We start from the raw sequence: 24,288 nt of genomic DNA, 5'->3' as shown, positions 1-24,288 counted from the left end.
AAATTAATGAACTATAATGTAGAGTTATTAGAATTAGTGTATTCATATTTAAAAAAGAAAAAAAATAGCGATACTTTTGAAAATATTTGAAATGATATAGCATCAAAAAGTGATGTAACAGTTCAAGGAGCCAGCAAAGAAGATGTCATTGCAGAATTATATACTGATTTGGTGTTAGATAATCGTTTTGTGTTGACAAGTGAAGGTATGTGAGGGTTACGTGAATTCTTAAAATATGATGAAATTAAAAAACAATATGATTATACTGACCAGTTTGAAACAACAGAAGAATTTGAAGATATTGATTTAGATGAAGAAGATGAAGAGGAAAATGATGAAGAAGAATCATTAATTGATACTCTTGATTTTGATGATACATTAGATGATGATGATAACGAGGAAGATGATTTTGTTGAAATAGAAGTTGATGATGATTTAATTGAAAATGATTATTCTATTGATGATGATGATGAAACAGTAGCAGCTAAATTGGGTATTACAGAAGAAATTGACTGAAAATCTCTTGAAAAAGAAATGGAAGAAAATAATTAATACCAAGATTAAAGAGTGTTAGAAGCGACAACCCTGTTAATTTCTAAACTCTTTTTAATTTGAGGATGAAAGGATGATAAGACAATGGCAAAATATATTTTTGTAACTGGTGGAGTTGTCAGTGGCTTAGGGAAAGGCATTACAGCTTCTTCAATTGGTGTTTTATTAAAAGCAAGTGGATTAAATGTTTTTATGCAAAAATTTGATCCATATTTAAATGTTGACCCTGGAACAATGAGCCCTTATCAACATGGTGAAGTTTTTGTAACAGCAGATGGTGCTGAAACAGATTTAGATTTAGGACATTATGAACGTTTTATTGATGAAAATTTAACAAAAGAATCAAATATCACTTCAGGACGAATATATAAAAATGTAATTGAAAAAGAACGCCGTGGCGAATATGAAGGTGGGACAGTTCAAGTTGTTCCCGATGTTACTAATGAAATTAAAAAGAAAGTTTATTATGCGGCATCAACATCAAAAGCGGATATTATTATTACTGAAATTGGGGGGACAGTTGGGGATATTGAATCGTTGCCTTTTATTGAAGCAATTCGTCAAGTTCGCATGGAACAAGGACGAGAAAATGTTATTTATATGCATGTTTCATTAGTTCCATATATTGCAGCATCAAAAGAATCAAAGACAAAACCAACACAACATTCAGTGCGAGAACTATTATCATTAGGTATTCAACAAGATATTGTTGTTGCTAGAACTGAACAAGTTTTAGAAGATAATGTCCTTGAAAAAATTGCGCTATTTTGTAATATTGAAAAAAATAATGTTTTAGTAGCTACTGATGTTGCTAGTATTTATGAAGTACCATTAAAAATGTATGAACAAAATGCTCAAATAGTAATTAGCAAGTTATTAAACTTAAAAGTCACAAAAACTGATATGTCAAAATGAAAACAATTTGTTGAAAAAATTAATCACTCACAAGAAGTAATTGAGATTAAATTAGTTGGAAAATATATTGAACTTCCAGATGCTTATTTATCAGTTAGTGAATCGTTACGAATTGCTGGATATGAAAATAAGGTTAAAATTAAAATTGATTGAATTAAAGCCGAAGATATTAATAAAAAAAATTATCAACAATTATTAAAAAATGCAAAAGGGATTTTGGTTCCTGGTGGTTTTGGTAAACGTGGTTTTGAAGGGAAAATTTTAGCATGTCAATTTGCTCGTGAAAATAACATTCCATTCTTTGGAATTTGTTTTGGGATGCAAGCAGCTGTAATTGAATTTGCCCGTAATGTTTGTCACATTCAGGATGCTAATTCTTCAGAATTAACAGAAACAAAAAATGCAATTATTGATATTATTCGTGGCAAAGATAAAACTGATGCTTTAGGAGGAACATTACGCTTAGGTAATTATAAGACATCTTTAGTTCCAAACACATTAGCACATAAGTTATATGGGAAAGATGAGGTTTTGGAACGTCATCGCCATCGTTATGAAGTTAATAATGATTTTCGTGAACAATTAGCACAAGCTGGATTAGTATTTAGTGGTCTTTATGCTGAGAAAAACTTAGTGGAAGTTATTGAAATCCCGAGCCATCCTTTTTATCTTGCTGCACAATATCACCCGGAGTTTACTTCTCGACCAAATAAACCAAATCCATTATTTAATGGTTTTGTGCAAGCAGTAATTAACAATAAATAAGATGAAAAATTTGAAAAATAGGTAGATTTATATTAAGATTAAACCGTAGAAAGGTTGCAAATAAGTTATGAGTGGTACAAATTATCGAACACTAGCGATTGTTGGGAGCCAGTGGGGTGATGAAGGAAAAGGTAAAATTACTGATTATTTTGCTCAACAAGCAGATGTTATTGTTCGTTGAGCTGGTGGTGATAATGCTGGACATACAATTGTCATTAAAGGAACAAAATATAAGTTAAGTATTGTTCCTTCTGGTGTTTTTAATAAAAAATCAATTAATGTAATTGGGAATGGTTGTGTTGTCAATTTACGTAAATTAGTTAGTGAAATTAATTATTTACAAGAACATGGTTTTGATTGCAAAAATTTACGAATTAGTGATCGTGCCCATTTAATTTTTCCATATCATATGAAAATTGATGAATTGCAAGAAGAGTATCGCCAAAAAGATTCAATTGGAACAACAAAAAAAGGAATTGGTCCTTGTTATCAAGATAAAGCAGAACGAATTGGGATTAGATTAGGTGATTTATTTGATGAAAAAGGATTTTTACAAAAATTAGAAAATAATTTAAAATTTAAAAATGAAGTTTTAACAAAAGTTTTTAATAGTGAAGGATTTGACCCAAAATTAATTTGAAAAGAATATTTGGCATTATTTCAACAAATTAAAACACTAGTAACTGATACTTCAATTTTAGTTGATAATGCAATTCATACGCATCAAAAAGTTTTGTTTGAAGGCGCACAAGGAGTAATGTTAGACTTAGATCATGGTACTTATCCTTTTGTTACGTCATCAAATCCAACAGCAGCTTCAATTCCGGTTGGTGTTGGGATTGCACCGCGTTATATTAACAATGTTTTAGGAATTGTTAAAGCATATAATACTCGTGTTGGAACCGGGCCATTTCCATCAGAAATTTTTGGCGAAGTTGAAACATATATTCGTGAAACAGGACGTGAATATGGGACTGTATCGGGGCGTGCGCGTCGAATTGGATGATTTGATGGTATTTTAATGAAATATTCGTTGCGAATTAGTGGTTATACTAGTATGGCAATTATGTTATTAGATGTTTTAACTACTATTAAGGAATTAAAAATTTGTATTGGCTATGAATATCAAGGACAACAAATTGATTATGTTCCAAGTACAATTAAAGAATATGAGATGTGTAAACCAATTTTAATAACAATGCCAGGCTGAGATGAGGACATTAGTAATGTTACAACATTTGAAGATTTACCACATAATGCTCAACAATATTTAATGAAGTTAGAAGAAATCGTTGGTGTTTCAATTAGTTTATTTTCTGTTGGTCCTGACCGTGAACAAACTATTTTAATGAATAAGGAGATTTTTTAATGATTGAACGTTATTTTGTTCCAGAGATTGGAAAAATTTGAAGTTATGAAAATAAATATAATAGCTGAGCAAAAGTAGAATTATTGGTTTGTGAAGGATGGGCAAAATTAGGATTAATTCCCACAACAGATATTAAAAAAATTAAAACTAATTTAACAGTAAACTTACCACGAATGTTAGAACTGGAAGCTGAAACAAAGCATGATGTTGTTGCTTTTACTCGAATGTTATCAGAAACATTGGGACCAGAAAAAAAATGAATTCATTATGGTTTAACATCAACTGATATTGTTGATACTAGTCAAAATTATTTGATTAAAGAATCAAACTATATTGTTAAAAAATATATGCTTGAATTAAAAGAAGCGTTAAAAGAAAAAGCTCTTAATTATAAAAATCAATTAATTATGGGTCGTACCCATGGAATGTTCGCCGAACCAACCTCATTAGGATTAAAATTTTTACTTTGATATGCTGAATTAGAGCGTAATATTAGGCGGTTTGATGCTGCAGGTTCAGCAATTGCTGTTGCAAAAATATCAGGTTCAGTTGGTAATTTTGCGCATGTTGAAGTTCAAGTTGAAGAATATGTGGCAAAAAAATTAGGGCTAAACCTTGACCCAATTACAACGCAAGTAACATCACGTGATTATCATATTGCATTATTTACAAGTTTTAGTCAAATTGCTAGTTTGTTAGAAAAAATGGCGCTTGAATTTCGCCATTTCCAACGTTCAGAAGTGGCTGAAATTGAGGAAGGATTTAGCAAAAGTCAAAAAGGTTCATCTTCAATGCCACATAAAAAAAATCCAATTAGTGCGGAAAACATTGCTGGCTTAGCTCGTTTAGTGCGTAGTAATATGAATGTTACATTTGAAAATAATTTATTATGACATGAACGTGATATTTCCCATAGTAGTAATGAACGAATTATTATTCCCGACACATATCATTTAGTAGTTTATTTATTGAAACGAATGATCAGTGTTATTAATAATTTGGTTGTTAGTCCGGATAAAATTATTGAACATTTACAACAAGCCAATCAAATTTATTTTAGTCAAGTTGTTTTAACAAATATTTTGAAAGAAACTAATTATTCACGAGAAGAAGTTTATGATTTTATTCAAAAATGTACTTTAATCGCACAACAACAGCAACTTAATTTTAAAAATGTTTTAATTGATAATAATATAGCAAAATATTTAGCCTTACCAAAATTAGAAAAATTATTTGATAACAATTATTTTTTACGAAATATTGAACAGATTTATCAACGAGTGCTAAATTAAAAAAGGAGCGAGATAATGAAGTTAATTGTGGGTTTGGGGAATCCAGGTAATGAATATACTTATACAAGACATAATATTGGTTTTTTAGCCATTGCTAAGTTGGTAGATAAATTTAATTTAGCAAAGACAAAAAATGCTTTTAATGCTTTAATATGAGAAACAACAATTAACAACGAGAAAGTTCTTTTTTGTCAACCACAGACTTTTATGAATCTAAGTGGATTTGCAGTTTATCAAATTAAACAATTTTATAAATTAACATTAGAAGATATTATTGTCATTTATGATGATAAAGATATTCCTTTCAATGTTATTAAGTTAAAAAAGAATGGTTCAAGTGCTGGTCATAATGGAATTAAAGATTTAATTCAAAAACTAGGTAGTGAAAATTTTTTACGGATTCGTTTAGGAATTGGTAAAGATGTCCAAATTCCAACCCGAAACTGAGTACTAGGAAAATTTTCTCCTAGTCAGTTAGAACTTATTAATAATGATTTATTAGAAAGAGTTTATCAAATTATGGTGCAATATTTAGAAAAAGAAACTAGTTTTGATAAATTAATGAGTATCTATAATGGCAAATAAAATTAAACAATATAGTTTTAAAAGTAATAATCCGAAAATTTACTTAATTGCAACTCCAATTGGTAATTTGCAAGAAATGACACCACGAGCAATTGAAGTTATTAAACATGATGTTCAAAAAATTTATTGTGAAGATACGCGGAACACAATTAGACTATTAAATTATTTTAATTGTAAAAAGCAGTTAATTTCTTTAAATAAAGAAAATGAAATGCAACGCTTAACAGAAATGTTAAATGATTTAGCACAAAACTTATCAATTGCAATTATTAGTGATGCCGGTTATCCACTGATTAGTGATCCAGGTTATTATGCTGTTAACCATATTTTGGAACATTATCCTTATGATGTAATTCCGATTAGTGGTGCTAATGCTGCTTTAAACGCCATTGTTAGTTCGGGTCTTAATCCGCACCATTTTTTATTTTTTGGTTTTTTAAATAAAGCAAAAACAAAAAAAATTAATGAGTTACAACAACTGCTATCATTTTCATATCCTATTATTTTTTATGAAGCACCGCATCGAATTTTAGAAACATTAAAAATAGTTAAATCAGTTTTTGGTGAGCGTAAAATTGCCATTGGTAAGGAAATTACAAAAATTCATGAGCAATGATATCGTGGACAGTTAAGTGAAGTGCTTTTGTTTTTACAACAAGAAGAAAATGCTGCTTTTGGTGAGTATGTCCTTGTTGTTGATGGAGCGGGGAATCTTCCAGTTCCTGTTATTGCAGATGAAATTTTAGTTACCGAAATTGACCAATTAATTACAAAGCAAAATTATCGCGTTAAACAAGCAATTGATTTTGTCGCAAATAAATATAAAATTAGTAAAAATGTTTTATATAATAAATATCATCAGCAAAAGGAGCACGATGGAAAAAACAGAACGAATTAAACACTTAGTGTTTTGTAGCATTCTCTTTAGATTAGAAATTATTGTTTTACTCTTAACTTATTTTTATAGTTTAATTTATTATCAATTAAATTTATTAAGTTATTTATGATATTTTGTTAGTTGATGAAGTGTCCAAACTGCTGTTTTAATTTTATTATTTGCCTTCGGAGGATTAATTTACTTTACAAAATTACGAAATTGTCATTTTGTAAAAAACAAGTTTTTTATTTTATACATTGTCTTTGCTGCCTTGTTAACATTCTTATTTTTTACACTTGGGACAGTTATCGGTGCCATTACTGGTGAAAAGTTTACTCCCAGTTGGCATAGCCTCGCAATTTATTGAATTAGTACAACAGTGCAGCATTGATTGTGTCCCGCGATTTTCATTATTTATTTTTGCATTGTGGTAGAAAAAGAATGTATTAATTATAAAAATTTTTATTTACAAAAGTTATATAAGTTTTATCTTCATCCAATTTTTTATACTATTTTTATTGCTGTTCGGGAGGGCGTTTTATTATTAACTCCAATTGATGAAAAATTGTGAAATTATAGTATGCCAGCAAATAACTACTATGTACCATATTTTTTTCAAGATTTTCGCCGGTTAGAATATTATCTTTTATATTTAATTTTGTTAAGTATCATTATTGCTTTATTAATAACGTTCATTGTTAATTTAAATAATTTATTAGTTAACCACCAGAAAATTAAAGAAAGTCAAGAAAAAATAAATTAAGTTTAAATAATTCTTATTTTACGGTAAAATTGAAATACATAAAAATTATAGAAGAATAGAGGGAAAAAATGACAGAACAGAGTAATTTCTGAACAGATGTTGAAAAAGGAATGATGAGTTATTTAACAAAATATATTAATCTTTTTGAAACAGACTATGCAAAAGACACAGCGGAAAAAAATCAAAAAATAGAAGCTTTTTTAGCAGGAGCAAAGTTTAAAACTAATTTTGAAGATTTATTTAATTTTGTGAAAACAGAAATCAAACCATTATTTGATGATATTAGAGAAGAATATTTACAAGATAAAAAACCAGAAGAAATTGATCAGAAAAAAATTACAACATTAATTGAAGTAAGCAAATTATTTAACGCAATTATTCCATTACCACGATTTTTAAATGATTTTATGACTAGTGCGAAAGAAGCTAGTCCGGTTGATTTAAATAAACTTTTTGTAAATATGATGAAAGTAGAAATTGGTGAGTTAACAAAAATTTATGATGATGAGATTAAAGATCTTGACCCAGCGCTTGAAAAATGTTTAAAAGAGATTAATAATGCTAATGATGCCTTGGAAATTTGAAATTTAGTAAATCAATTAGGTTTATTTTTACAACGTGATATTATGTTAACTGATTTTTTTCCTGAAAAAGAAGAAGAAAAGTTAAAAGGAAAATTAGCAAATATTGATCAAATTGAAAAAGATTATAATGATGGAAAAATTAAATTACCAGAATTTAATAAAGAAAAAATTATTGAAGAGGTCCAAGCATATCATAATTTTGTCATTGCATTAAGTCCGGAAAAACGATTAGAAATTGCTGAAAAAACAACAGAATATCGTAATAAAGTCGCTCCTTTAGTTCAAATTATTCAATGTTTACATGATTTATTAATTAATATATTAACTGCAACAAATATCATTAATACAGCAAAACAATAAAAATTTATTGTTTTTTTTTTTTTTTTATTTCTAGTGATAAAAAATAATAAAAAAATTTAAAGACTTGCTTTTAAAATTAAAAAGAATAATATAAAAGTATAAGGATAAAAAAAGTAAACAATGGCATTTTTACTTATGCAATATCGAAAAGTGCATTGCTTAAATATATTTGCTAAAAGGATAGCATAATCAATTTTAAGTATATTTATTTAAATGGCATTAAAGGACATTACAATTTGATAGGTATTCTGTGTATTTAACAGCAATTTGCATTTTTTAGTTTTGCATGTTTATCTTTAATTTTTATTAAAGGATTTTAATAAAAATGGACGTAGAAAGAGAAAGAGGACAAGTAACATGACAGAAAAATATGGTATTAATGTTTATTCAGAAATAGGTAATTTAAAAACAGTATTGTTACATCGCCCTGGTGATGAATTAGCTAACTTATCACCAGATTTATTGGAACGATTATTGTTTGATGATACACCAGATTTAATAGTTGCACAAAAAGAACATGACTTTTTTGTGCAAACTTTTAGGAACTTAGGTGTTGAGGTGTTGTATATTGAAAAATTAGTCGCTGAAGTTTTAGACACTGATTCAAAAATGCGGCAAGAATTACTAGAACAGTTTTTAAAAGAATCTGGTGCAAAAGAAGAATACATTAGTAAGTTACGTACTTATTTAGGAAAATTAGATAATCAAGATCTTGTTAATAAAATGATAGCAGGGGTAACAAAATATGAGTTAGGAGTAGAAATTACAGATAATTATCCGCTAGCGGTTGATCCAATGCCAAATATTCTATTCCAACGTGATCCATTTGCATCAATTGGAAATGGAGCAACTATTCATAAAATGTTTACGGTTACTAGAAATCGTGAAACATTATTTTCTGATGTTGTTTTAAGACATCACTCCCGTTTTAAAGGAAAAATTAATTTTTGATATGATCGTAATGAAAAAGAAACTTTAGAAGGTGGAGACATTTTAGTTTTAAATTCAAAAACATTAATTATTGGTGTTTCACAAAGGACATCAATGGAAGCTATTAAAATAGTAACAAAAAATCTAATTGAAAATGATTCAGTTAGTTATGAAAAAGTTATTGCATTAGATTTAAATACAAAAAATCGTGCTTTTATGCATTTAGATACTGTTTTTACTAATATTGATTATGATAAATTTATCGCACATCCATTAATTTTTGAAGCAATGGGTGAGTTTAAAATTTTTGAAATTACAAAAAATGGAGTTAAAGAAATTAAAGAAACAATTAAAGATTATTTATCAGAAGAAGTTGGTAAGCCAGTTCAAATTTTTAAATGTGGTGGAGAAGATCCAATTGCACAGGCAAGAGAACAATGAAATGATGGGACAAATGTTATTACAATTCGTCCTGGTGAAGTGATTGCCTATTCAAGAAATCAAATTACAATTGAAATTTTAAAACAAGCTGGTGTTAAAGTGCACGTTATTGATTCAGCTGAATTATCACGTGGACGTGGGGGACCTCGTTGTATGTCAATGCCAATTTGAAGAGAGGATATCTAAAATCTTAATATTATATTTTAAAAGGAGAGAAAAAATAATATGGCTGTAAATTTAAAAGGAAGAAGTTTTCTAACTTTATTAGATTTCACGCAAAGAGAAATCTATTATTTATTAGATTTATCAAGACAATTGAAAGAAGCAAAATATGCTGGAACTGAGCAAAAACCATTAGCTGGAAAATCTGTTGCTTTATTATTTGCAAAAGATTCAACACGAACAAGATGTGCTTTTGAAGTCGGAGCATTTGATTTAGGAATGCACCCTGTTTATTTAGGATCAAGTGGTAGCCAAATGGGAAAAAAAGAATCAATTGAAGATACTGCAAAAGTATTAGGAAGAATGTTTGATGGAATTCAATTTCGTGGGTTTAAACAAACTGATGTTGAAGCATTAGCAAAATATTCAGGTGTTCCAGTATGAAATGGATTAACTGATGAATTTCACCCAACGCAAATGTTAGCTGATATTTTAACATTGCAAGAAGAAAAAGGACAACGCAATATGAAAGGGCTAAAATTTGTTTATTTTGGTGATTCTCGTTTTAATATGGCAAATAGTTATATGGTTGTTAGTGCTAAATTAGGAATTCATTTTGTTGCTTGTGCGCCAAAGGATTTATGACCAAATGCAGAATTATTGAAAAAAGTACAAGCAATTGCAAAAGAACATGGTGGTTCAATTACGTTAACTGAAGACCATAAAACAGCGGCAAAAGATGCTGATGCAATTGCCACTGATGTTTGAGTATCAATGGGAGAAGATCCTGCTGTTTGAGGAAAAAGAATTAAGGATTTAACACCATATCAAGTAACAATGGAAAAAATGAAACAAGCAAAAGAAGATGCTATCTTTTTACATTGTTTACCAAGTTTCCATGATGGAAATACGGATACTGCGCAACAAGTGATTAAACAATTTGGTGGAACTGGTGAATTAGAAGTTACTGATGAAGTTTTCCAATCAAAATATTCAAGTGTTTTTGAAGAAGCAGAAAATCGTTTACATACTATTAAAGCAGTAATGCTAGCAACAATTCGTGGCTAGGTTATTAATTATGAAAGGTTAAAGGGGGCGCAAAAATGGATGTAAAAAAGAAAAAAAAGTTTAAATTTAAATTGCCGACAGCATTTACAATTTTATTAGGAATTACGCTCTTAATTATTATTGTCTCTTGAATTCCAGGAACAACTGGTTCATGAAAAGACGCTGATGGTGAACTTCACAATGGTGGACCTGCGGGAATTTTTGACTTATTTTTAGCTCCGATGCAAGGATTTAAAAGTAAAGTTGATGTTATTGTCTTTATTTTAGTTTTAGGAGGTTTCTTAGGCATCGTTATTGAATCAAAAGCATTAGATGCTGGGATTGGGCGTTTAGTAGCAAAAATGAAAGGCCGTGAAATTTGAATTATTCCAATTGTAATGTTTTTATTTTCAGTTGGTGGTACAACTTATGGGATGGGGGAAGAAACAATCGCATTATACCCAGTTATTATTCCTGTTTTATTATCTGCTGGTTTTGATGTGCTAACAGCGGTAATGGCAATTTTATTTGGTGCTGGAATTGGTTGTATTGGTTCAACATTAAATCCATTTGTTATCCAAGTTGCTGTTGATGCTGCTGGTGTGCCTGATTTAACATCAACAACAGGAATTATTTGAAGAGCCGTGTCATGATTATTATTAACAGCAGGTGGAATTTCATTTGTTGTTTGATATGCGTTACGTGTTCGTCGTACACCAGGGAAATCACCATTATTTGATAAAAAAGATTTTTATGAAGCAGAATTTGCAATTGTTGATGATTTACCAGCATACAATGGTAAACGTAAAGCAATTATTGCGATTTTTATGATTAGTTTTGTCTTAATGATTTTTTTATTAATTGGATGGGATAAATTTGGAATTCCTGTCTTTGTTAATTTTACAAAATTAGTTAGTGAGCATGCCCCATTTATTGCTAATTTCTTTGCTCCATTAGGGCAATGATCATTTATGGAAATTTCAGCATTATTCTTTATTGCATCAATTATTATTGCATTAATTAATTGAAAAGGAGAAGAAAAATACGTTAATAGTTTTATTAGTGGTTCAGCTGATATTCTATCTGTTTGCTTGGTTATTGCCTTTGCAGCTGGGATTGGGTTTATTATGACAAATACTGGAATGCAAAACAAATTAGTTAGTGGATTATCTACACCAATGTCAACATTAGGTAAAACAGGCTTTATTATGGTAGCCTTCTTCTTCTTCCTAATTATCTCATTTGTAATTCCATCTAGTTCAGGATTTGCCCAAACTGTTTTCCCAATTTTGGGTCCTGTTGCTAATGGGGTAGCAACAGGTTTAACATCAGGAACAATTACTGCCTTTTCATTTGCAAATGGAATTATTAATTTAATTTCACCAACAAGTGCAATTTTAATGGCAGCGTTATCAATTTCAAAAGTTCCTTATGGTAGCTTTATAAAAGCATCATGACCATTAATTGTTGGAATTGTTGTTGCAACAATTATTTTGTTAGGAATTGGAAATTTATTACCAATTTCAAACACTAGTCCTTGATTCTCAATGCCAGTTGAGTAAGCAAGTTTTCATTTTAAAAGAAAGGATATGTAAATTATGGCAAGAATAGTTGTTGCGTTAGGAGGAAACGCATTAGGAAATTCCCCCAGTGAACAACAAGAAATTGTAAAAGATACTGCGAAGGCAATGGTTGACATCATTGAAAATGGTGATGAATTAATTATTGCGCACGGGAATGGACCACAAGTTGGAATGATTAACAATGCTTTTGATGAAGCAGCCCATGTTAATAATAAAATTCCAATTATGCCATTTCCCGAATGTGGAGCAATGTCACAAGCCTATATTGGTTATCATTTGCAAAATGCAATTTTAAATGAATTAAATAAACGTAAAATTAAGAAAAATGTTGTAACAATTGTAACACAAGTTGAAGTTGACCATAAAGATCCTGCTTTTAATAATCCAACAAAGCCAATTGGTGCGTTTTATCCTGAAGCAGAGGCAAAAGCATTAGCTGAAAAAAATGGCTTTACTGTTAAGGAAGATGCTGGACGAGGATGACGCCGAGTAATTGCATCACCACAACCAATTGATATTGTTGAAAAAGAAATTATCGAAGATTTAATTAAGCAAGGACATATTGTAATTACCGTTGGTGGTGGAGGTATTCCCGTTGTGAAAACAGGGGCTGCTTATCAAGGAGTTCCTGCTGTTATTGATAAAGATTTTGCTAGTGCAAAGTTAGCAGAATTAATTAAAGCTGATAAATTGATGATTTTAACAGCGGTAGCAAAAGTTGCAATTAACTATGGAAAACCTAACCAACAAGCATTAGATGTTTTAACTTTAACTGCAGCAGAAAAATATATTACAGAGAATCAATTTGTGCCAGGTAGTATGTTACCAAAAGTACAAGCTGCAATGAAGTTTGCTAGTTCTGGGTCGCAAAAAATAGCAATCATTGCTGAATTAGCACAAGCTAAAGCAGCATTAGCTGGTAAAGCTGGTACAACAATTAGTAAATAAATTCATAGGAATTATTTAAACCTTTTTTCTAAAAATTACACTTTGTAGGAAGTATAATTAATAAAAAAGGTTTTTATTATCGTAAAGTTAATAAAAGTAAGGGTTAAATATTAATTAGAAATTTTTTTTTTTTTTTAAAAAAAAAAAAAAAATATTTTTCTCAAAATTTGAGTAATAATTAAATTAAGAAAAAATAATTAATCAAACTTTTTTATTAATAGCTTATAAAATAATAAAAGTTAATACAACCATCATTTCAAGGAAGAAAAATGTGATACAATCAAGTCTAAAACAATAGAAAATATTAACTATTTTAGTCAAAGAGGTAAAGAATGAAAGAGGATTTAAATAGTACTCAACATCAAATATTAACACAAGAAGATAATTTGGATAATTTTGTTACTGATTTATATTATTTTAGTACACTATTAGAAACCTTAAAAAAAGATTTTAAAAATCATTTAACAGATTTAACCAGGTTAAAAAATAATAAAAAAATAACTACAGAAGAATACCAAACTAATTTAAAAATATTAAAAAATTTATATAAATCCAAAATGATGGAATTAAAACAAAATATACTAAAAATGGCTGATTTATGGTAGTATATATTATTTTGAGGTTTTTAATAAAATTAAGTAATTAGAAACAAATTAAGTTTCGCTTATGAATAAATGATAACAAAATTTATAAAAAATTCAACTTTTTTAAAAATTATATTTTTAATTGAATAAATAATTTTATAAAATTATGAATTTTGACAAACTAAAAAGTACTTTTTAAAGTTATTACTAATTTTAAAAAGTTTTTTATTTATAAAGATAAAAATTGATTTTGAGATTGATTTAATTTAAAAATATTAGATTCAATTTTTTCTTTATTTTTATTAATTTTAACTTCATTAATTCTGCTATTAAGTCTTAATATTGAAGCAATTAACATATTATTAAATGTTTCTTTACAATATATTTTTGCACCACGCCCCTTAACAGCCTTAATATAATGTGAAACATCACCTTCAACATGACAACCAATATTATATTCTAATGCTTGATTTTCAATACCATCTTTATTATTTTTAATTAATTCAATAGTTTCTAATAAAAATTTCTTTTTGCTGTCAATAACATAGGGTAAATGACAAATTAAAAAATCTAATAATGCTTCATAATTTCCAGTAAAAAAATATATTTTTGCTAATTTATATTTTAATCTATGAATTTTGTTTCTATTTCTATATGAAAATAAGTCTTTAAATCTTTTTACTAAATGAAATTTATCCAAACTATATGATACAGTGTTATTTTTATAGTTTGTTTTTATGGCTTTGTAAATTTTTTTAATTTGTTTTTTGCCATCACTTAATTCAATAGCACCTAATACTCTTAATAAATCATCTCTATCTTTTGAACCATTAGCATTTGTTGGTAAACAATTTTCAATATATATTTTACATTCTTGTTGTTCTCCTATATATTCCAAGATTTTTAATACATGTATTGTTCATTCTTTGCTTATTATTTCTGTTTTATCTACTAATTTGTTATTTATATAACAAACAATACCAGTAGTACCAGTACCTGATGGGTCAATACCTATTTTTATCAAGTTGCTCACTCCTCATCATTATTAACTGCTGGTACTACATTTGAGATATCTTCTTCTTTAACGACATTATCGTTAGTGTCTGCTATTTCTGGATAAGATGGGGTAATTTATATTATTTAATAATGATTCATCGCTCATTTGCCCTTTATTTTTGGCGACATCAATATCTTTAAATGAAATATATTCAAAATTACCATCTTCTTTAATTTCTTTTTCATCTAAATCAATATCAGATATATCAATCCCAATTTCTAATGCTAATTTACGATATAATTTTGCTTCAACCATTTCTTTTGGTCATTTATTTCAAGGTGAATATTCACTATTACCACTAGGACTACTATTTCTTAAACGATCAATATCTGCTTTTCTTAATAAAATACCTTGATAATTTCCATTTTTATCTTTTGCAAAAGCAAAGCACCAATAATTTCATTATAATCACTAGTATTTGCATTAAAATTAATTTCATGTATTTTAGGACATGAATTTAAACTATCTCATTCAAATTTTTCACCTTTAAATATAATTGCTTTTCTTGGACTATACCCTGCTTCTTCAATTTTTTTACAATAAACTTTACTATCAATAACAGTAGTTAATTTATTTTTAAATGGAATAATATTAAAATCTTTACCAAAAATTAACCCTTTATTACTTAATTTAATAATTCCTAATGCTGTTATTTTTGCATTATCAGCAGTATTAACTAATTGTAAATAACTATTACCATTTTTCTTTTTTAATTCTTCAAGTGCTAATATATTTTCTTTTACATATTTATCATTAACTTTTAATTCATATTTAATAATTGCACCTTTAATATATTGTTGTAATTCATTTGTCATTTTATTTCACTCCTTTAATTTTTATATTTATTCCTTTAATACCAACTACTTTATTATCAGTATTTGTATCTCATTGTGCTTTAATTGTATTTTTAACTAACTTTTCATCAATAATTAAATATTTAATTAATTGTTTTAATTCATATTGATTAGCATTTTCTAAAAAATTATTATCAATTCCAATTACTTCAATATCTTTAATTAATAATTTTTCTTTTATTAAATTAATACCAACTTTTTTTAATTGTTTTGGTTCTAATGATTTATCAATTTCAACTACTTTTTCCATAACACGAACTTGTTCATCTTGAATTTGGTCTATATCAAGACCCATATCTGGTGTTAAACTATTTGCTTTTTCAATTAATTCTTGTTTTTTTAATTCTTGTTCTTTTAAAAACTCTTGTTGTTTTTGTTTACGAGCTTGTGTTAAATTATTATTAATTTCAACTCTGTATCTTTCAATATAATTCCTATAATTAGTAATTATTTTACCAATTATATTATGTTCATCTAATAATTTTTGAATAGGTTGTAATCATTCTTTAAAAACAAAATTATTTTTAGTAATAGCACTTGGAATATCTTTTAAATGTAGATCTTGATAACCATTTAATGCATAATGATTAATATGTCTAAAAATATACTCAGTTAATTCTTGTTTATTTTCTTCTTTAAATTTTTAAACATTATATGCTAAAATACTTTCATTTTTAAAATCATCTCCTTTTAAAGGAAATTGAAATGTAATACTATTTACTCTATTTTTTACAATATCATTCATTATTCACCCTCCTTACTTGGTAAATTATTAATATCTTTAATTAGGCAATATCTATGATTATTACTTTCACAATATTTTAAGTGCATTTCAATTGTTATTTCATCAGTTTGTAAACTTTCTCAATCATATGTAAGTTTATCTTATTCACAAAGTAAATAAAAATCTTCTTTATATAATATTTGTTGTTTTAATTTTGCAAGTTCTTTTTTAAGTGCTTCATTTTCTGCTTCAAGTGCTTCATTTTCTGCTTTAAGTTTGTTAAATTTAATTGTTTCTGTTACATTCATTATTCTTCTTCCTCAATAACAGTTAATTGTTCTAATTGTTTTTTTGTAATTCTAGCACCTAATAAACAAGCATTTTCTAAATTAGCACCTAATAAACAAGCATTTTCTAAATTAGCACTTCGTAAATTAGCATATTCTAAATTAGCACATCATAAATCAGCACATCATAAATCAGTACCTTGTAAATTAGCACTTCGTAAATAAGCACCTTGTAAATCTAATGCTTCATATTCTAAATATTCATTTATTTTTTGTTCTTCAACAGTTATTCCTGTTAAATCTTTAATTAAAGTTTGTATTGTTTTCATTTTATAATTCCTCCAAATTCTTTTCTTCAATTAATGTATCAATATAGTCATAAGCACTTTCTTCTGAATGACATTCTTCTAATGTTTCATTAAATAAATCTTCTTCTGTGTAAACTTTGCCATCTTCATCTTTTCACATATTATTTATCTCCTTTATTTGTAATTCTTTGTATATTTTGCATTTTAAAAACTTTCTTTATTAATTTGATTAAAAATTTTTTCTAATTCAGCATAAATCATTTGCTTCATAGTATTTTGCCCATATCCATCAAATTCACCATCATTTATTGAAATTAATAATTTAGCAATATTTCTTTTTATTTTTTCCATATTATTTACCTTTTTCATTCAATATCTTTTAAATCAATAATTGCCGTTGATAAGCCATAATTATTATTTTCAATTTTTTCTCGTACTTTTGCTTCTTCTAGTGTGTAATAAGCATAAGTAGTTAAATATTCATTTTTAATAATTAATAAGTATTTTTTAGTCATAATTTAATCCCTCCAAATTCTTTTTATTTACAATTAAATTTTCTAATTGATAATTTTGTAATCAATGTTCTTCACATAATATAATTTCTTTTTTATAACCTAAATTTCACTCTAATTTATTATCATTTTTTTCAATATAACTATTTCCACAATAAGCATTTTTATTATTACAATTAATTCTTTGACATTTCATATAGTAATCTCTCCTAATTCTTTTTATTTAATGCTCAATGTTCATCAGTAATTTCATTGTGGGTAAGGATATATTTATTTTGTTTATCACATTTAAAGCAATAACCTCAATATCTTTTTTTAAGACAATATTTCTTTTTCATCTTTACCTCCTAGTTTTAACTCGCTGGCACTCACTCGCAAGTGAAAGTGCCAAAGCGAGAATTAGTTATATAAGTATTTATCTATTTATTTACTATGCCATCCGCTTCACTGGGGGTGAGCGGAGGCAGTATTATCTTTGTTTTAGCATCTATTAAAAATCTGCAACTATATTTTTAAATTAGACGCCAGACATATATATGTCTTCCTTCTCCGTTCCTTTTTCAAGGAGGCAACGCTCAGTTTTTGAAATTAAATTTACTCGCATCAATTTGAAGGACCTAATGCTAATCGCAAATTTAATTGTTTGTGTCACCATCTCTATTTTTATTGTGGTTTGATGTTAGCCTTGGACACATCACCACTATCGCAAGTTATTAAAAATAATAACCAACGCCGATTTACCTCTTTCCTCATACACTATTTCAGTACTTGCCTCGGACGGCTGTGGGAATGAGTTAATACTCATGTTCTTATGGAAGCACTTAGTTATTTATAAAATAACAGTCCCACTCTGCATTAAGTTTTATAAAATCAAAGTTTTAAAAAACCAGTTTCATAATCAAAGATAATTTTTGAATTTTCTAGTTTTTGATAAAATTGCTTTTGTGTTTTATCTTTTACTTTATTCAATAAATTTCTATGTTTTTCACAAGTTCATAAAACTTTATTTGATACAAATTCTTCGGTGATGAATGATGATAATTTATAACAATCATTAACATCACATATTTTTTGTTGTTTAATTATTATTACCTCCTTTTAGGAGTTGTTTTATTTCAAATAAAAAACAACTCTAACAAGAGTTGTTTTTTTGGAGCTTCATCGTACATTATACGAAATTTAAATAAAGTAGGTAAATCAATTTTAAATTTATTTAGTAAGTTTGATATTTGGTTTATAATCATAAGACATAGGGTACCTTTCTAATTAATTTTTTAACAAACTAATTATAAATAAGATAACCCTTTTTTATTTTCCCCCAAAAAATAAAACAGCATCTTTATTAATAACGCTAATAGAAGAAAACATTATTTTATGATATAATAAATATAAGAGATTAATATAAGTAGGGTAAACATATGTGTGAAAACAGTAAAAAGGGTCATAGCAGTAATTGTCACAATAATTGTCGGATTCATCACCATCTGAATTTTTTTAATTGTTATCAATATCCTGTTTTTCCTTCTTATGGGTGTGGAACACCACCATTAATTCAGTATTCAATTCCGCAACCTCCATATCCACCGTTATTTGCACAATATCAATATTCCCCAATTATTCAGTATCCAATGACAGGACTTCAACCAAATCAAAGTTTGTCACTAGGACAACCATATCAATATAACCCACATAATGTTGGGCAAAATTTTAATAATTTAACCAATAATGCTAGAATTAATGATAATTTTCAATATCAATCTCAACCTGTTAGAGAAGATTATTATTTATCTCCTTATAATTCTCGTATTCCATTAGGGACAGAACGATATTATAATGATTTTCGTCGTCCAAGTTTACCATTAATTTTTGAAGAAAAATATAATTGAGCATTACATATTTCTGATATTTTGGATGAGTTTATTCGGCGTCATCGCAGTCGACCAAAATCTAATTTTGATGAATATCAAAATTTAAAACAGACATTAGATACTTCATTACGCCATTTGCAAGAAGCAGAAGCACTAAACCAAAAATTGGTTAATACTTGAGCAAAAAAGGATGATAATTCAAGTAATAATAATTCTGTACATTTACCAACAGATAGTATTGATTCTAAATTATTAAAGTCAAAATCTGACCAATCTGATGCTTTAAATGAAAAAAAAGTTTCTCCAATAATTGTTAGTTCTGAACCAGAAAAAAGTTCATCTTTAACTGAAAATAATGTAGAAGATAAGTTTAATGAAGATGATTCAGATAATAATTTTAATCCTGAAGATGATACGCATAGTTTCTTTTTTAATGATGAATTTAAAGTAGAAGATTCACCTGAGAAAAATGACAATGATATTTTAAAAAATGATAATGATGTTAATAAGGTTGCTGCTGAAGATATTCATGATTTTTTAGGTGTCAAATCACCAGACTTTGATTTAATGGAATCTAATCCAGAAATAATAGAAACAGATATTTTAGATGATGAAATAACCTTTATTGATATTGATAAAGTAAAGGATACAAAACCAGCTTTTGGGACATATAAGGATTATACAATTAAAACATCATTAGGGGAAAAACGAGCTAGTGAGATTTATTCAAAAATATTTGATGAATATGGTAATCTTAAAATGGATCATTATGAAGCAATGGCCCAATTTGGATTGACAGAAAAACAATATGATCAATTAATTGAAAATTTTTATCATGCAAAAGAAAATAAAACAAAAAAAATTAAAAAAAATAAATTTGGAGTAGTTACTAAATCAAAATTTAATACTAAAGCTTTTTGAATTACGATCAGTGTTTTAGGTGTTATTTTATTATTAATTGCAATAACTGTTATTTTGTATTTTACTGTTACTAGTGTTACTGAAGGAATTGATACAATAATTGCTAAAATAAAAAAAATATTTTAATTTAGAATAATAAATTTCAAAATAGTTTTTTAAATATTATGTATAATAATTATTGATGTGTTTTAAAAAATAAAGGAGAGAAAACATGGCACAGACGCTGGTAATAATGGAGTCCCCAACTAAAACAAAATCGGTTGAAAAATATCTTGGCGAAAATTATTTAGTTTTATCATCAGAAGGACATATTCGTAATTTATCAACAAAAGGTGAGTATGGGTTAGGAGTAGATATTAAAACTTTTGAACCAAGTTATAAAATGGAACGTGGAAAAAAAGAAATTGTTAAAAAATTAAAACAAGAAGCCAAAGCAGCAGATTTGGTTATTCTAGCAACCGACCCTGACCGAGAAGGAGAAGCAATTGCTTATCATTTAAATGAAGTATTAAATTGTGGTGAGAAATCTCGCCGTGTTCGCTTTAATGAAATTACAAAAGAAGCAGTGTTAGAGGCATTTCAACATCAAACAGATTTAGATATGAATTTAGTTCATTCACAAGAAACTCGACGAATTTTAGACCGTTTTATTGGTTTTCGCTTAAGCAAATTGTTACAGAAAAAGATTAAGTCAAAATCAGCTGGACGAGTACAATCGGTTGCTTTAAAGTTAGTTGTTGAACGAGAAAAAGAATGGCAAAACTTTGTGCCGGATGAATATTGGACTGTTGAAGGATTATATAAAAAGGCAGTTGTGAAATTAACAAAATTTAAGGATGAAAAAATTGAATTAAAAGTAGAAGCAGATGTTCTAAAAGTTAAAAAAGCTTTAAAAAAAGATTTTGTTGTTGTTCAAATTAAAGAAAGTGAAAAACAACAAAAATCACCGAATCCACATACTACTTCAACAATGTTACAAGAAGCAAGTAGTAAAATGGGTTTTGCTTCAAATAAAACATCATTAATTGCTCAGCAATTATACGAAGGAATTAAAGTTAAAGATAATATTACTGGATTTATAACATATCCGCGGACAGATTCAATTCGATTAAGTGATAAGTTTGTTCAGGATGCTTTTGACTATATTACAATTAAATATGGAACAGAATATTTAGGTTGAGTTAAAACACCACCAAAAAATAAAAAAAATGTGCAAGATGCTCATGAAGCAATTCGTCCAACTGATTTAACAATGACACCAGAAGCGGCAAAAGAATATTTAAGTCGTGATCAAATACGTTTATATAAAATTATTTATAATCGTTCGTTAGCTAGTTTAATGGCGAATGCAAAGTTATTAAGTAAAACAATTATTTTAGATAATAATAATTATGAATTTCGGATGACAGGAAGTACGATTCAATTTGATGGGTTTTTAAAATGTTATGTTTTAGAAGGTGATGAAGAAATTTTAAAGTTGCCAATGTTAAAACCAAATCAAATTTTTAATTTAAATGAATTATATGGAATTCAACATTTTACTAAACCACCGAGTCGTTACTCTGAAGCGAAATTAATTAAGACATTAGAGGAAATTGGGGTTGGACGTCCATCAACTTATGCACCAATTATGCGAACATTAAAAAATCGTGGTTATATTATTGTAGAAAACAAAGCAATTAAAGCAACTGAAAAAGGGATTTTAACAAGTGATAAATTACAAGAATATTTTAGTGATATTATTAACGAAAAATACACTTCAACAATTGAAGAAAGTTTGGATGTGATTGCACACGGTGACGCAGAACCAAAGCCATTATTAAAAGAATTTTGAGAACGATTTGAGCCACGCATTGAAGCAGCAATGGAATTAATGGAAGAAATCCCAGTTGAGAAGGCGGGGATTGAATGTCCAGAATGTGGAAATGATTTAGTATATCGGTATGGAAAATATGGTAAATTTATTGCATGTTCAGGGTTTCCAAAATGTCATTATATTCATCAGATTGGTCCAAAATTTGGTCCTTGTCCAGAATGCGGCGTTGGTGAAATTATTTTGAAATTTAATAAGCGACGTCAACGTTTTAAGGCGTGTACTAATTATCCAAATTGTAATTACACTGATTCATATAAAGAAGAAAAGACCGAACAAGAAGAAAATAATAGCGAAAATAACGGATTGTATCGAATTAATTTATTAAAATAATAAACGATACTTTTTTTTTTTTTTTTTATGCTAGATATTTATGCAAAATATTTTATTATTTAGAAAATGATTTTCATAGTTCTAGTGGTATAATTAGTACAGTTTCAGAAAGGGGATGTGACGAATTATGTATGTAAAAGGAAGTAAAGTTCTTGCAAAAGTTACAAACATTACACCGTTTGGTGCATTTTGTGAATTAAAAAATGCTGCTGGATTAATCCACATTAGTGAGATTTCAGATTACTATGTAAGAGATATCAAAGAATTTGTTAATATTGGTGACAATGTTGAAGTAGAGGTACTAGACTATGACCCAGTTAAGAAACAAGTAAAATTAAGTTATAAAAATTGCCGACCTGAATTATTGAAAAAGAATAATAGTCAAATTCAAGAAACAGGAGTAGGATTCCAAATGTTAAGTGAAAAAATTAATTCACTAACAAGTAAATAAATTAAAATTTTTACAAATGTAAGGTTTTTTAGATAGAAAGCAGGCATATTATTAAAATGATTAAAGTAGATTTTACCAATGCATTAGCCGAATCTGTTTTTAAAAAATATTTAGGGCGAGTTAAAGATATTCACCAAATGATTCATAATAAAACAGTATTAGTAAATGATTTCCTTGGTTGAGTTGAGTGACCAAATAATTATGATCAAGCAGAGCTTGCAAAAATGAAACAAACAGCAAAGAAATTAGCTAGTGAAATTGACGTTTTATTGGTAATTGGAATTGGCGGGAGTTATCTTGGTGCGCGAGCAGCAATTGAAATGATTAATGGGTTATATAGTCAACAAAAAGTAGAAATCATTTATATTGGAAATACAATGTCTTCAACTTATACAGCACAAGTTTTGAAATATCTTCAAGACAAAAAATTTGGAATTTGTGTTGTGTCTAAATCAGGGACAACAACTGAGCCAGCAATTGCATTTCGTCTTTGCAAAGAGTTTTTAGAAAAAAAAGAAGGAAGCCTAAAAGCAGCCAACTTAATTGTTGCTATTACAGATAAAGAGAAAGGTGCTCTAAAAATATTAGCTGATAAAGCAGGTTATCAAACCTTTGTTATTCCGGATGACATTGGGGGAAGATATTCAGTGTTAACTCCAGTTGGTATTTTTGCAATGTTAGTAAGTGGTATTAATGTTGATAATGTCTTTAAAGGAGCACAACAAGCTTATCAAGATACTTTAATTGATGATTTCACTAATCATGCCTATAAATATGCTGTTGGACGTTATATTTTAAATCAAGAAGAAAAATATAAAGCAGAAATGCTTGTAACTTATGAGTTACAAATGCAGATGATTACCGAATGATGGAAACAATTATTTGGGGAATCAGAAGGAAAAAATTCAAAGGGTTTACTACCATTATCGTGTGTTTTTTCGACAGATTTACATTCTTTTGGTCAATTCATTCAAGAAGGGACAAAAAATATTTTATTTGAAACAGTTATTGCAATTAAAGAACCACAAATTGATCTTAACCTGCCAAAAGCAGCAGTAGATACCGATGGTTTAAATTATCTCGCTGGAAGAACATTGCATGAAGTAAATACGATTGCTGTTGAAGGCGTTGTTGCTGCTCATACAAAAGTTGGGCATGTTCCAAATATTGTTTTAGAATTTGCAACAATGGATGATAAAATGTTTGGTTATTTAGCATATTGATTTATGAAAGCTTGTGCAATGTCAGCTTACTTGTTAGAGATAAATCCATTTGATCAACCAGGAGTTGAGATTTATAAACAAAATATGTTTAATTTATTAGGAAAATAAAAGGCAAAATAA

28 protein-coding genes are annotated in these 24,288 nt (G+C 27.9%); 17 read left to right on the top strand and 11 right to left on the bottom strand.

All coding sequences use genetic code 4. From position 1 onward, the window contains the following. Positions 1 to 6: 6 nt before the first annotated feature. The 13 genes from rpoE (at position 7) to SDAV_RS04245 (ending at position 13,778) form a co-directional block, all read left to right on the top strand. The gene (rpoE, locus tag SDAV_RS04305; RefSeq protein ID WP_114564692.1) at positions 7 to 552 is read left to right on the top strand and encodes a DNA-directed RNA polymerase subunit delta; all 546 of its coding nucleotides are present in this window, start codon (positions 7 to 9) and stop codon (positions 550 to 552) included. 84 nt (positions 553 to 636) lie between these two features. Continuing rightward, a complete protein-coding gene (locus SDAV_RS04300) occupies positions 637 to 2,232 on the top strand; it encodes a CTP synthase (RefSeq protein ID WP_114564691.1) in 1,596 nt (531 codons plus the stop codon). Positions 2,233 to 2,299: 67 nt separating this feature from the next. Then, the gene (locus SDAV_RS04295; RefSeq protein WP_114564690.1) at positions 2,300 to 3,601 is read left to right on the top strand and encodes an adenylosuccinate synthase; all 1,302 of its coding nucleotides are present in this window, start codon (positions 2,300 to 2,302) and stop codon (positions 3,599 to 3,601) included. Beyond that, positions 3,601 to 4,893, top strand: a complete 1,293-nt coding sequence (gene purB, locus SDAV_RS04290; protein WP_114564689.1) for an adenylosuccinate lyase — start codon at positions 3,601 to 3,603, stop codon at positions 4,891 to 4,893. The genes SDAV_RS04295 and purB overlap by 1 nt, the downstream gene beginning before the upstream one ends. A 15-nt stretch (positions 4,894 to 4,908) precedes the next feature. Further along, positions 4,909 to 5,478: an aminoacyl-tRNA hydrolase gene (gene pth / locus SDAV_RS04285; RefSeq protein WP_114564688.1), complete on the top strand. Its 570-nt coding sequence runs from the start codon at positions 4,909 to 4,911 to the stop codon at positions 5,476 to 5,478. Further along, positions 5,468 to 6,376, top strand: a complete 909-nt coding sequence (gene rsmI / locus SDAV_RS04280; protein ID WP_114564687.1) for a 16S rRNA (cytidine(1402)-2'-O)-methyltransferase — start codon at positions 5,468 to 5,470, stop codon at positions 6,374 to 6,376. Before pth ends, rsmI begins: the two co-directional genes overlap by 11 nt. After that, positions 6,354 to 7,118, top strand: a complete 765-nt coding sequence (locus tag SDAV_RS04275; RefSeq protein WP_114564686.1) for a hypothetical protein — start codon at positions 6,354 to 6,356, stop codon at positions 7,116 to 7,118. The genes rsmI and SDAV_RS04275 overlap by 23 nt, the downstream gene beginning before the upstream one ends. Before the next feature lie 68 nt (positions 7,119 to 7,186). After that, the gene (locus tag SDAV_RS04270; RefSeq protein ID WP_114564685.1) at positions 7,187 to 8,062 is read left to right on the top strand and encodes a hypothetical protein; all 876 of its coding nucleotides are present in this window, start codon (positions 7,187 to 7,189) and stop codon (positions 8,060 to 8,062) included. Positions 8,063 to 8,419: 357 nt separating this feature from the next. Further along, a complete protein-coding gene (locus SDAV_RS04265) occupies positions 8,420 to 9,619 on the top strand; it encodes an arginine deiminase (RefSeq protein ID WP_114564684.1) in 1,200 nt (399 codons plus the stop codon). Positions 9,620 to 9,658: 39 nt separating this feature from the next. Then, complete coding sequence (argF, locus tag SDAV_RS04260; RefSeq protein WP_114564683.1) at positions 9,659 to 10,663, top strand: ornithine carbamoyltransferase; 1,005 nt, start codon at positions 9,659 to 9,661, stop codon at positions 10,661 to 10,663. A 35-nt stretch (positions 10,664 to 10,698) separates the two neighbouring features. Then, positions 10,699 to 12,204, top strand: coding sequence for a YfcC family protein (locus SDAV_RS04255; protein ID WP_114564682.1), 1,506 nt, complete (start codon positions 10,699 to 10,701; stop codon positions 12,202 to 12,204). A gap of 36 nt (positions 12,205 to 12,240) precedes the next feature. Next, positions 12,241 to 13,173: a carbamate kinase gene (gene arcC / locus SDAV_RS04250; protein ID WP_114564681.1), complete on the top strand. Its 933-nt coding sequence runs from the start codon at positions 12,241 to 12,243 to the stop codon at positions 13,171 to 13,173. Between the two features lie 332 nt (positions 13,174 to 13,505). Next, the gene (locus tag SDAV_RS04245; RefSeq protein WP_245938519.1) at positions 13,506 to 13,778 is read left to right on the top strand and encodes a hypothetical protein; all 273 of its coding nucleotides are present in this window, start codon (positions 13,506 to 13,508) and stop codon (positions 13,776 to 13,778) included. Between the two features lie 208 nt (positions 13,779 to 13,986). Here the strand turns inward: SDAV_RS04245 and SDAV_RS04240 are convergent, their stop codons facing one another. The 11 genes from SDAV_RS04240 to SDAV_RS14000 all read right to left on the bottom strand — a co-directional run bounded on the left by SDAV_RS04240 (position 13,987) and on the right by SDAV_RS14000 (position 17,837). Beyond that, on the bottom strand, positions 13,987 to 14,790 hold the full coding sequence (locus tag SDAV_RS04240; protein ID WP_186823465.1) for a hypothetical protein: 804 nt from the start codon (positions 14,788 to 14,790) through the stop codon (positions 13,987 to 13,989). Positions 14,791 to 14,853: 63 nt separating this feature from the next. Then, the gene (locus tag SDAV_RS04235; protein ID WP_114564679.1) at positions 14,854 to 15,069 is read right to left on the bottom strand and encodes a hypothetical protein; all 216 of its coding nucleotides are present in this window, start codon (positions 15,067 to 15,069) and stop codon (positions 14,854 to 14,856) included. Positions 15,070 to 15,152: 83 nt separating this feature from the next. Next, a complete protein-coding gene (locus SDAV_RS04230; RefSeq protein WP_114564678.1) occupies positions 15,153 to 15,629 on the bottom strand; it encodes a hypothetical protein in 477 nt (158 codons plus the stop codon). A 1-nt stretch (position 15,630) separates the two neighbouring features. Then, positions 15,631 to 15,963 carry a hypothetical protein gene (locus SDAV_RS04225; RefSeq protein WP_114564677.1) on the bottom strand — a complete coding sequence of 111 codons (333 nt, stop codon included), beginning with the start codon at positions 15,961 to 15,963 and terminating at the stop codon, positions 15,631 to 15,633. Positions 15,964 to 16,553: 590 nt separating this feature from the next. After that, complete coding sequence (locus SDAV_RS04220; protein ID WP_114564676.1) at positions 16,554 to 16,700, bottom strand: hypothetical protein; 147 nt, start codon at positions 16,698 to 16,700, stop codon at positions 16,554 to 16,556. Then, positions 16,700 to 17,008 (bottom strand): pentapeptide repeat-containing protein, encoded by a 309-nt coding sequence (locus SDAV_RS04215; protein ID WP_114564675.1) that lies wholly within the window; start codon positions 17,006 to 17,008, stop codon positions 16,700 to 16,702. The genes SDAV_RS04220 and SDAV_RS04215 overlap by 1 nt, the downstream gene beginning before the upstream one ends. 1 nt (position 17,009) lies before the next feature. Then, positions 17,010 to 17,147, bottom strand: coding sequence for a hypothetical protein (locus SDAV_RS11910; RefSeq protein ID WP_186823464.1), 138 nt, complete (start codon positions 17,145 to 17,147; stop codon positions 17,010 to 17,012). Positions 17,148 to 17,191: 44 nt separating this feature from the next. Further along, positions 17,192 to 17,338 carry a hypothetical protein gene (locus SDAV_RS11905; RefSeq protein ID WP_162475906.1) on the bottom strand — a complete coding sequence of 49 codons (147 nt, stop codon included), beginning with the start codon at positions 17,336 to 17,338 and terminating at the stop codon, positions 17,192 to 17,194. Positions 17,339 to 17,343: 5 nt separating this feature from the next. Then, complete coding sequence (locus SDAV_RS11900) at positions 17,344 to 17,502, bottom strand: hypothetical protein (protein ID WP_162475811.1); 159 nt, start codon at positions 17,500 to 17,502, stop codon at positions 17,344 to 17,346. Then, complete coding sequence (locus tag SDAV_RS04210) at positions 17,495 to 17,695, bottom strand: hypothetical protein (protein WP_114564674.1); 201 nt, start codon at positions 17,693 to 17,695, stop codon at positions 17,495 to 17,497. The genes SDAV_RS11900 and SDAV_RS04210 overlap by 8 nt, the downstream gene beginning before the upstream one ends. A 13-nt stretch (positions 17,696 to 17,708) precedes the next feature. After that, the gene (locus SDAV_RS14000) at positions 17,709 to 17,837 is read right to left on the bottom strand and encodes a hypothetical protein (protein ID WP_281268810.1); all 129 of its coding nucleotides are present in this window, start codon (positions 17,835 to 17,837) and stop codon (positions 17,709 to 17,711) included. Between the two features lie 1,080 nt (positions 17,838 to 18,917). On the opposite strand from SDAV_RS14000, the gene SDAV_RS04205 reads away from it, so the two are divergent. The 4 genes from SDAV_RS04205 (at position 18,918) to SDAV_RS04190 (ending at position 24,276) form a co-directional block, all read left to right on the top strand. Beyond that, complete coding sequence (locus tag SDAV_RS04205; protein ID WP_114564673.1) at positions 18,918 to 20,414, top strand: hypothetical protein; 1,497 nt, start codon at positions 18,918 to 18,920, stop codon at positions 20,412 to 20,414. Positions 20,415 to 20,499: 85 nt separating this feature from the next. Then, complete coding sequence (gene topA / locus SDAV_RS04200) at positions 20,500 to 22,494, top strand: type I DNA topoisomerase (protein WP_114564672.1); 1,995 nt, start codon at positions 20,500 to 20,502, stop codon at positions 22,492 to 22,494. Between the two features lie 127 nt (positions 22,495 to 22,621). Further along, on the top strand, positions 22,622 to 22,945 hold the full coding sequence (locus SDAV_RS04195) for a S1 RNA-binding domain-containing protein (protein ID WP_114564671.1): 324 nt from the start codon (positions 22,622 to 22,624) through the stop codon (positions 22,943 to 22,945). 56 nt (positions 22,946 to 23,001) lie between these two features. Beyond that, the gene (locus tag SDAV_RS04190) at positions 23,002 to 24,276 is read left to right on the top strand and encodes a glucose-6-phosphate isomerase (RefSeq protein WP_114564670.1); all 1,275 of its coding nucleotides are present in this window, start codon (positions 23,002 to 23,004) and stop codon (positions 24,274 to 24,276) included. Positions 24,277 to 24,288 lie beyond the last annotated feature (12 nt).

This window comes from Spiroplasma phoeniceum P40 (genome assembly GCF_003339775.1).
Lineage (GTDB): Bacteria > Bacillota_I > Bacilli_A > Mycoplasmatales > Mycoplasmataceae > Spiroplasma > Spiroplasma phoeniceum.
Note: the sequence above shows the minus strand (reverse complement) of the source record. Positions and strands in the feature narration are given on the sequence as shown.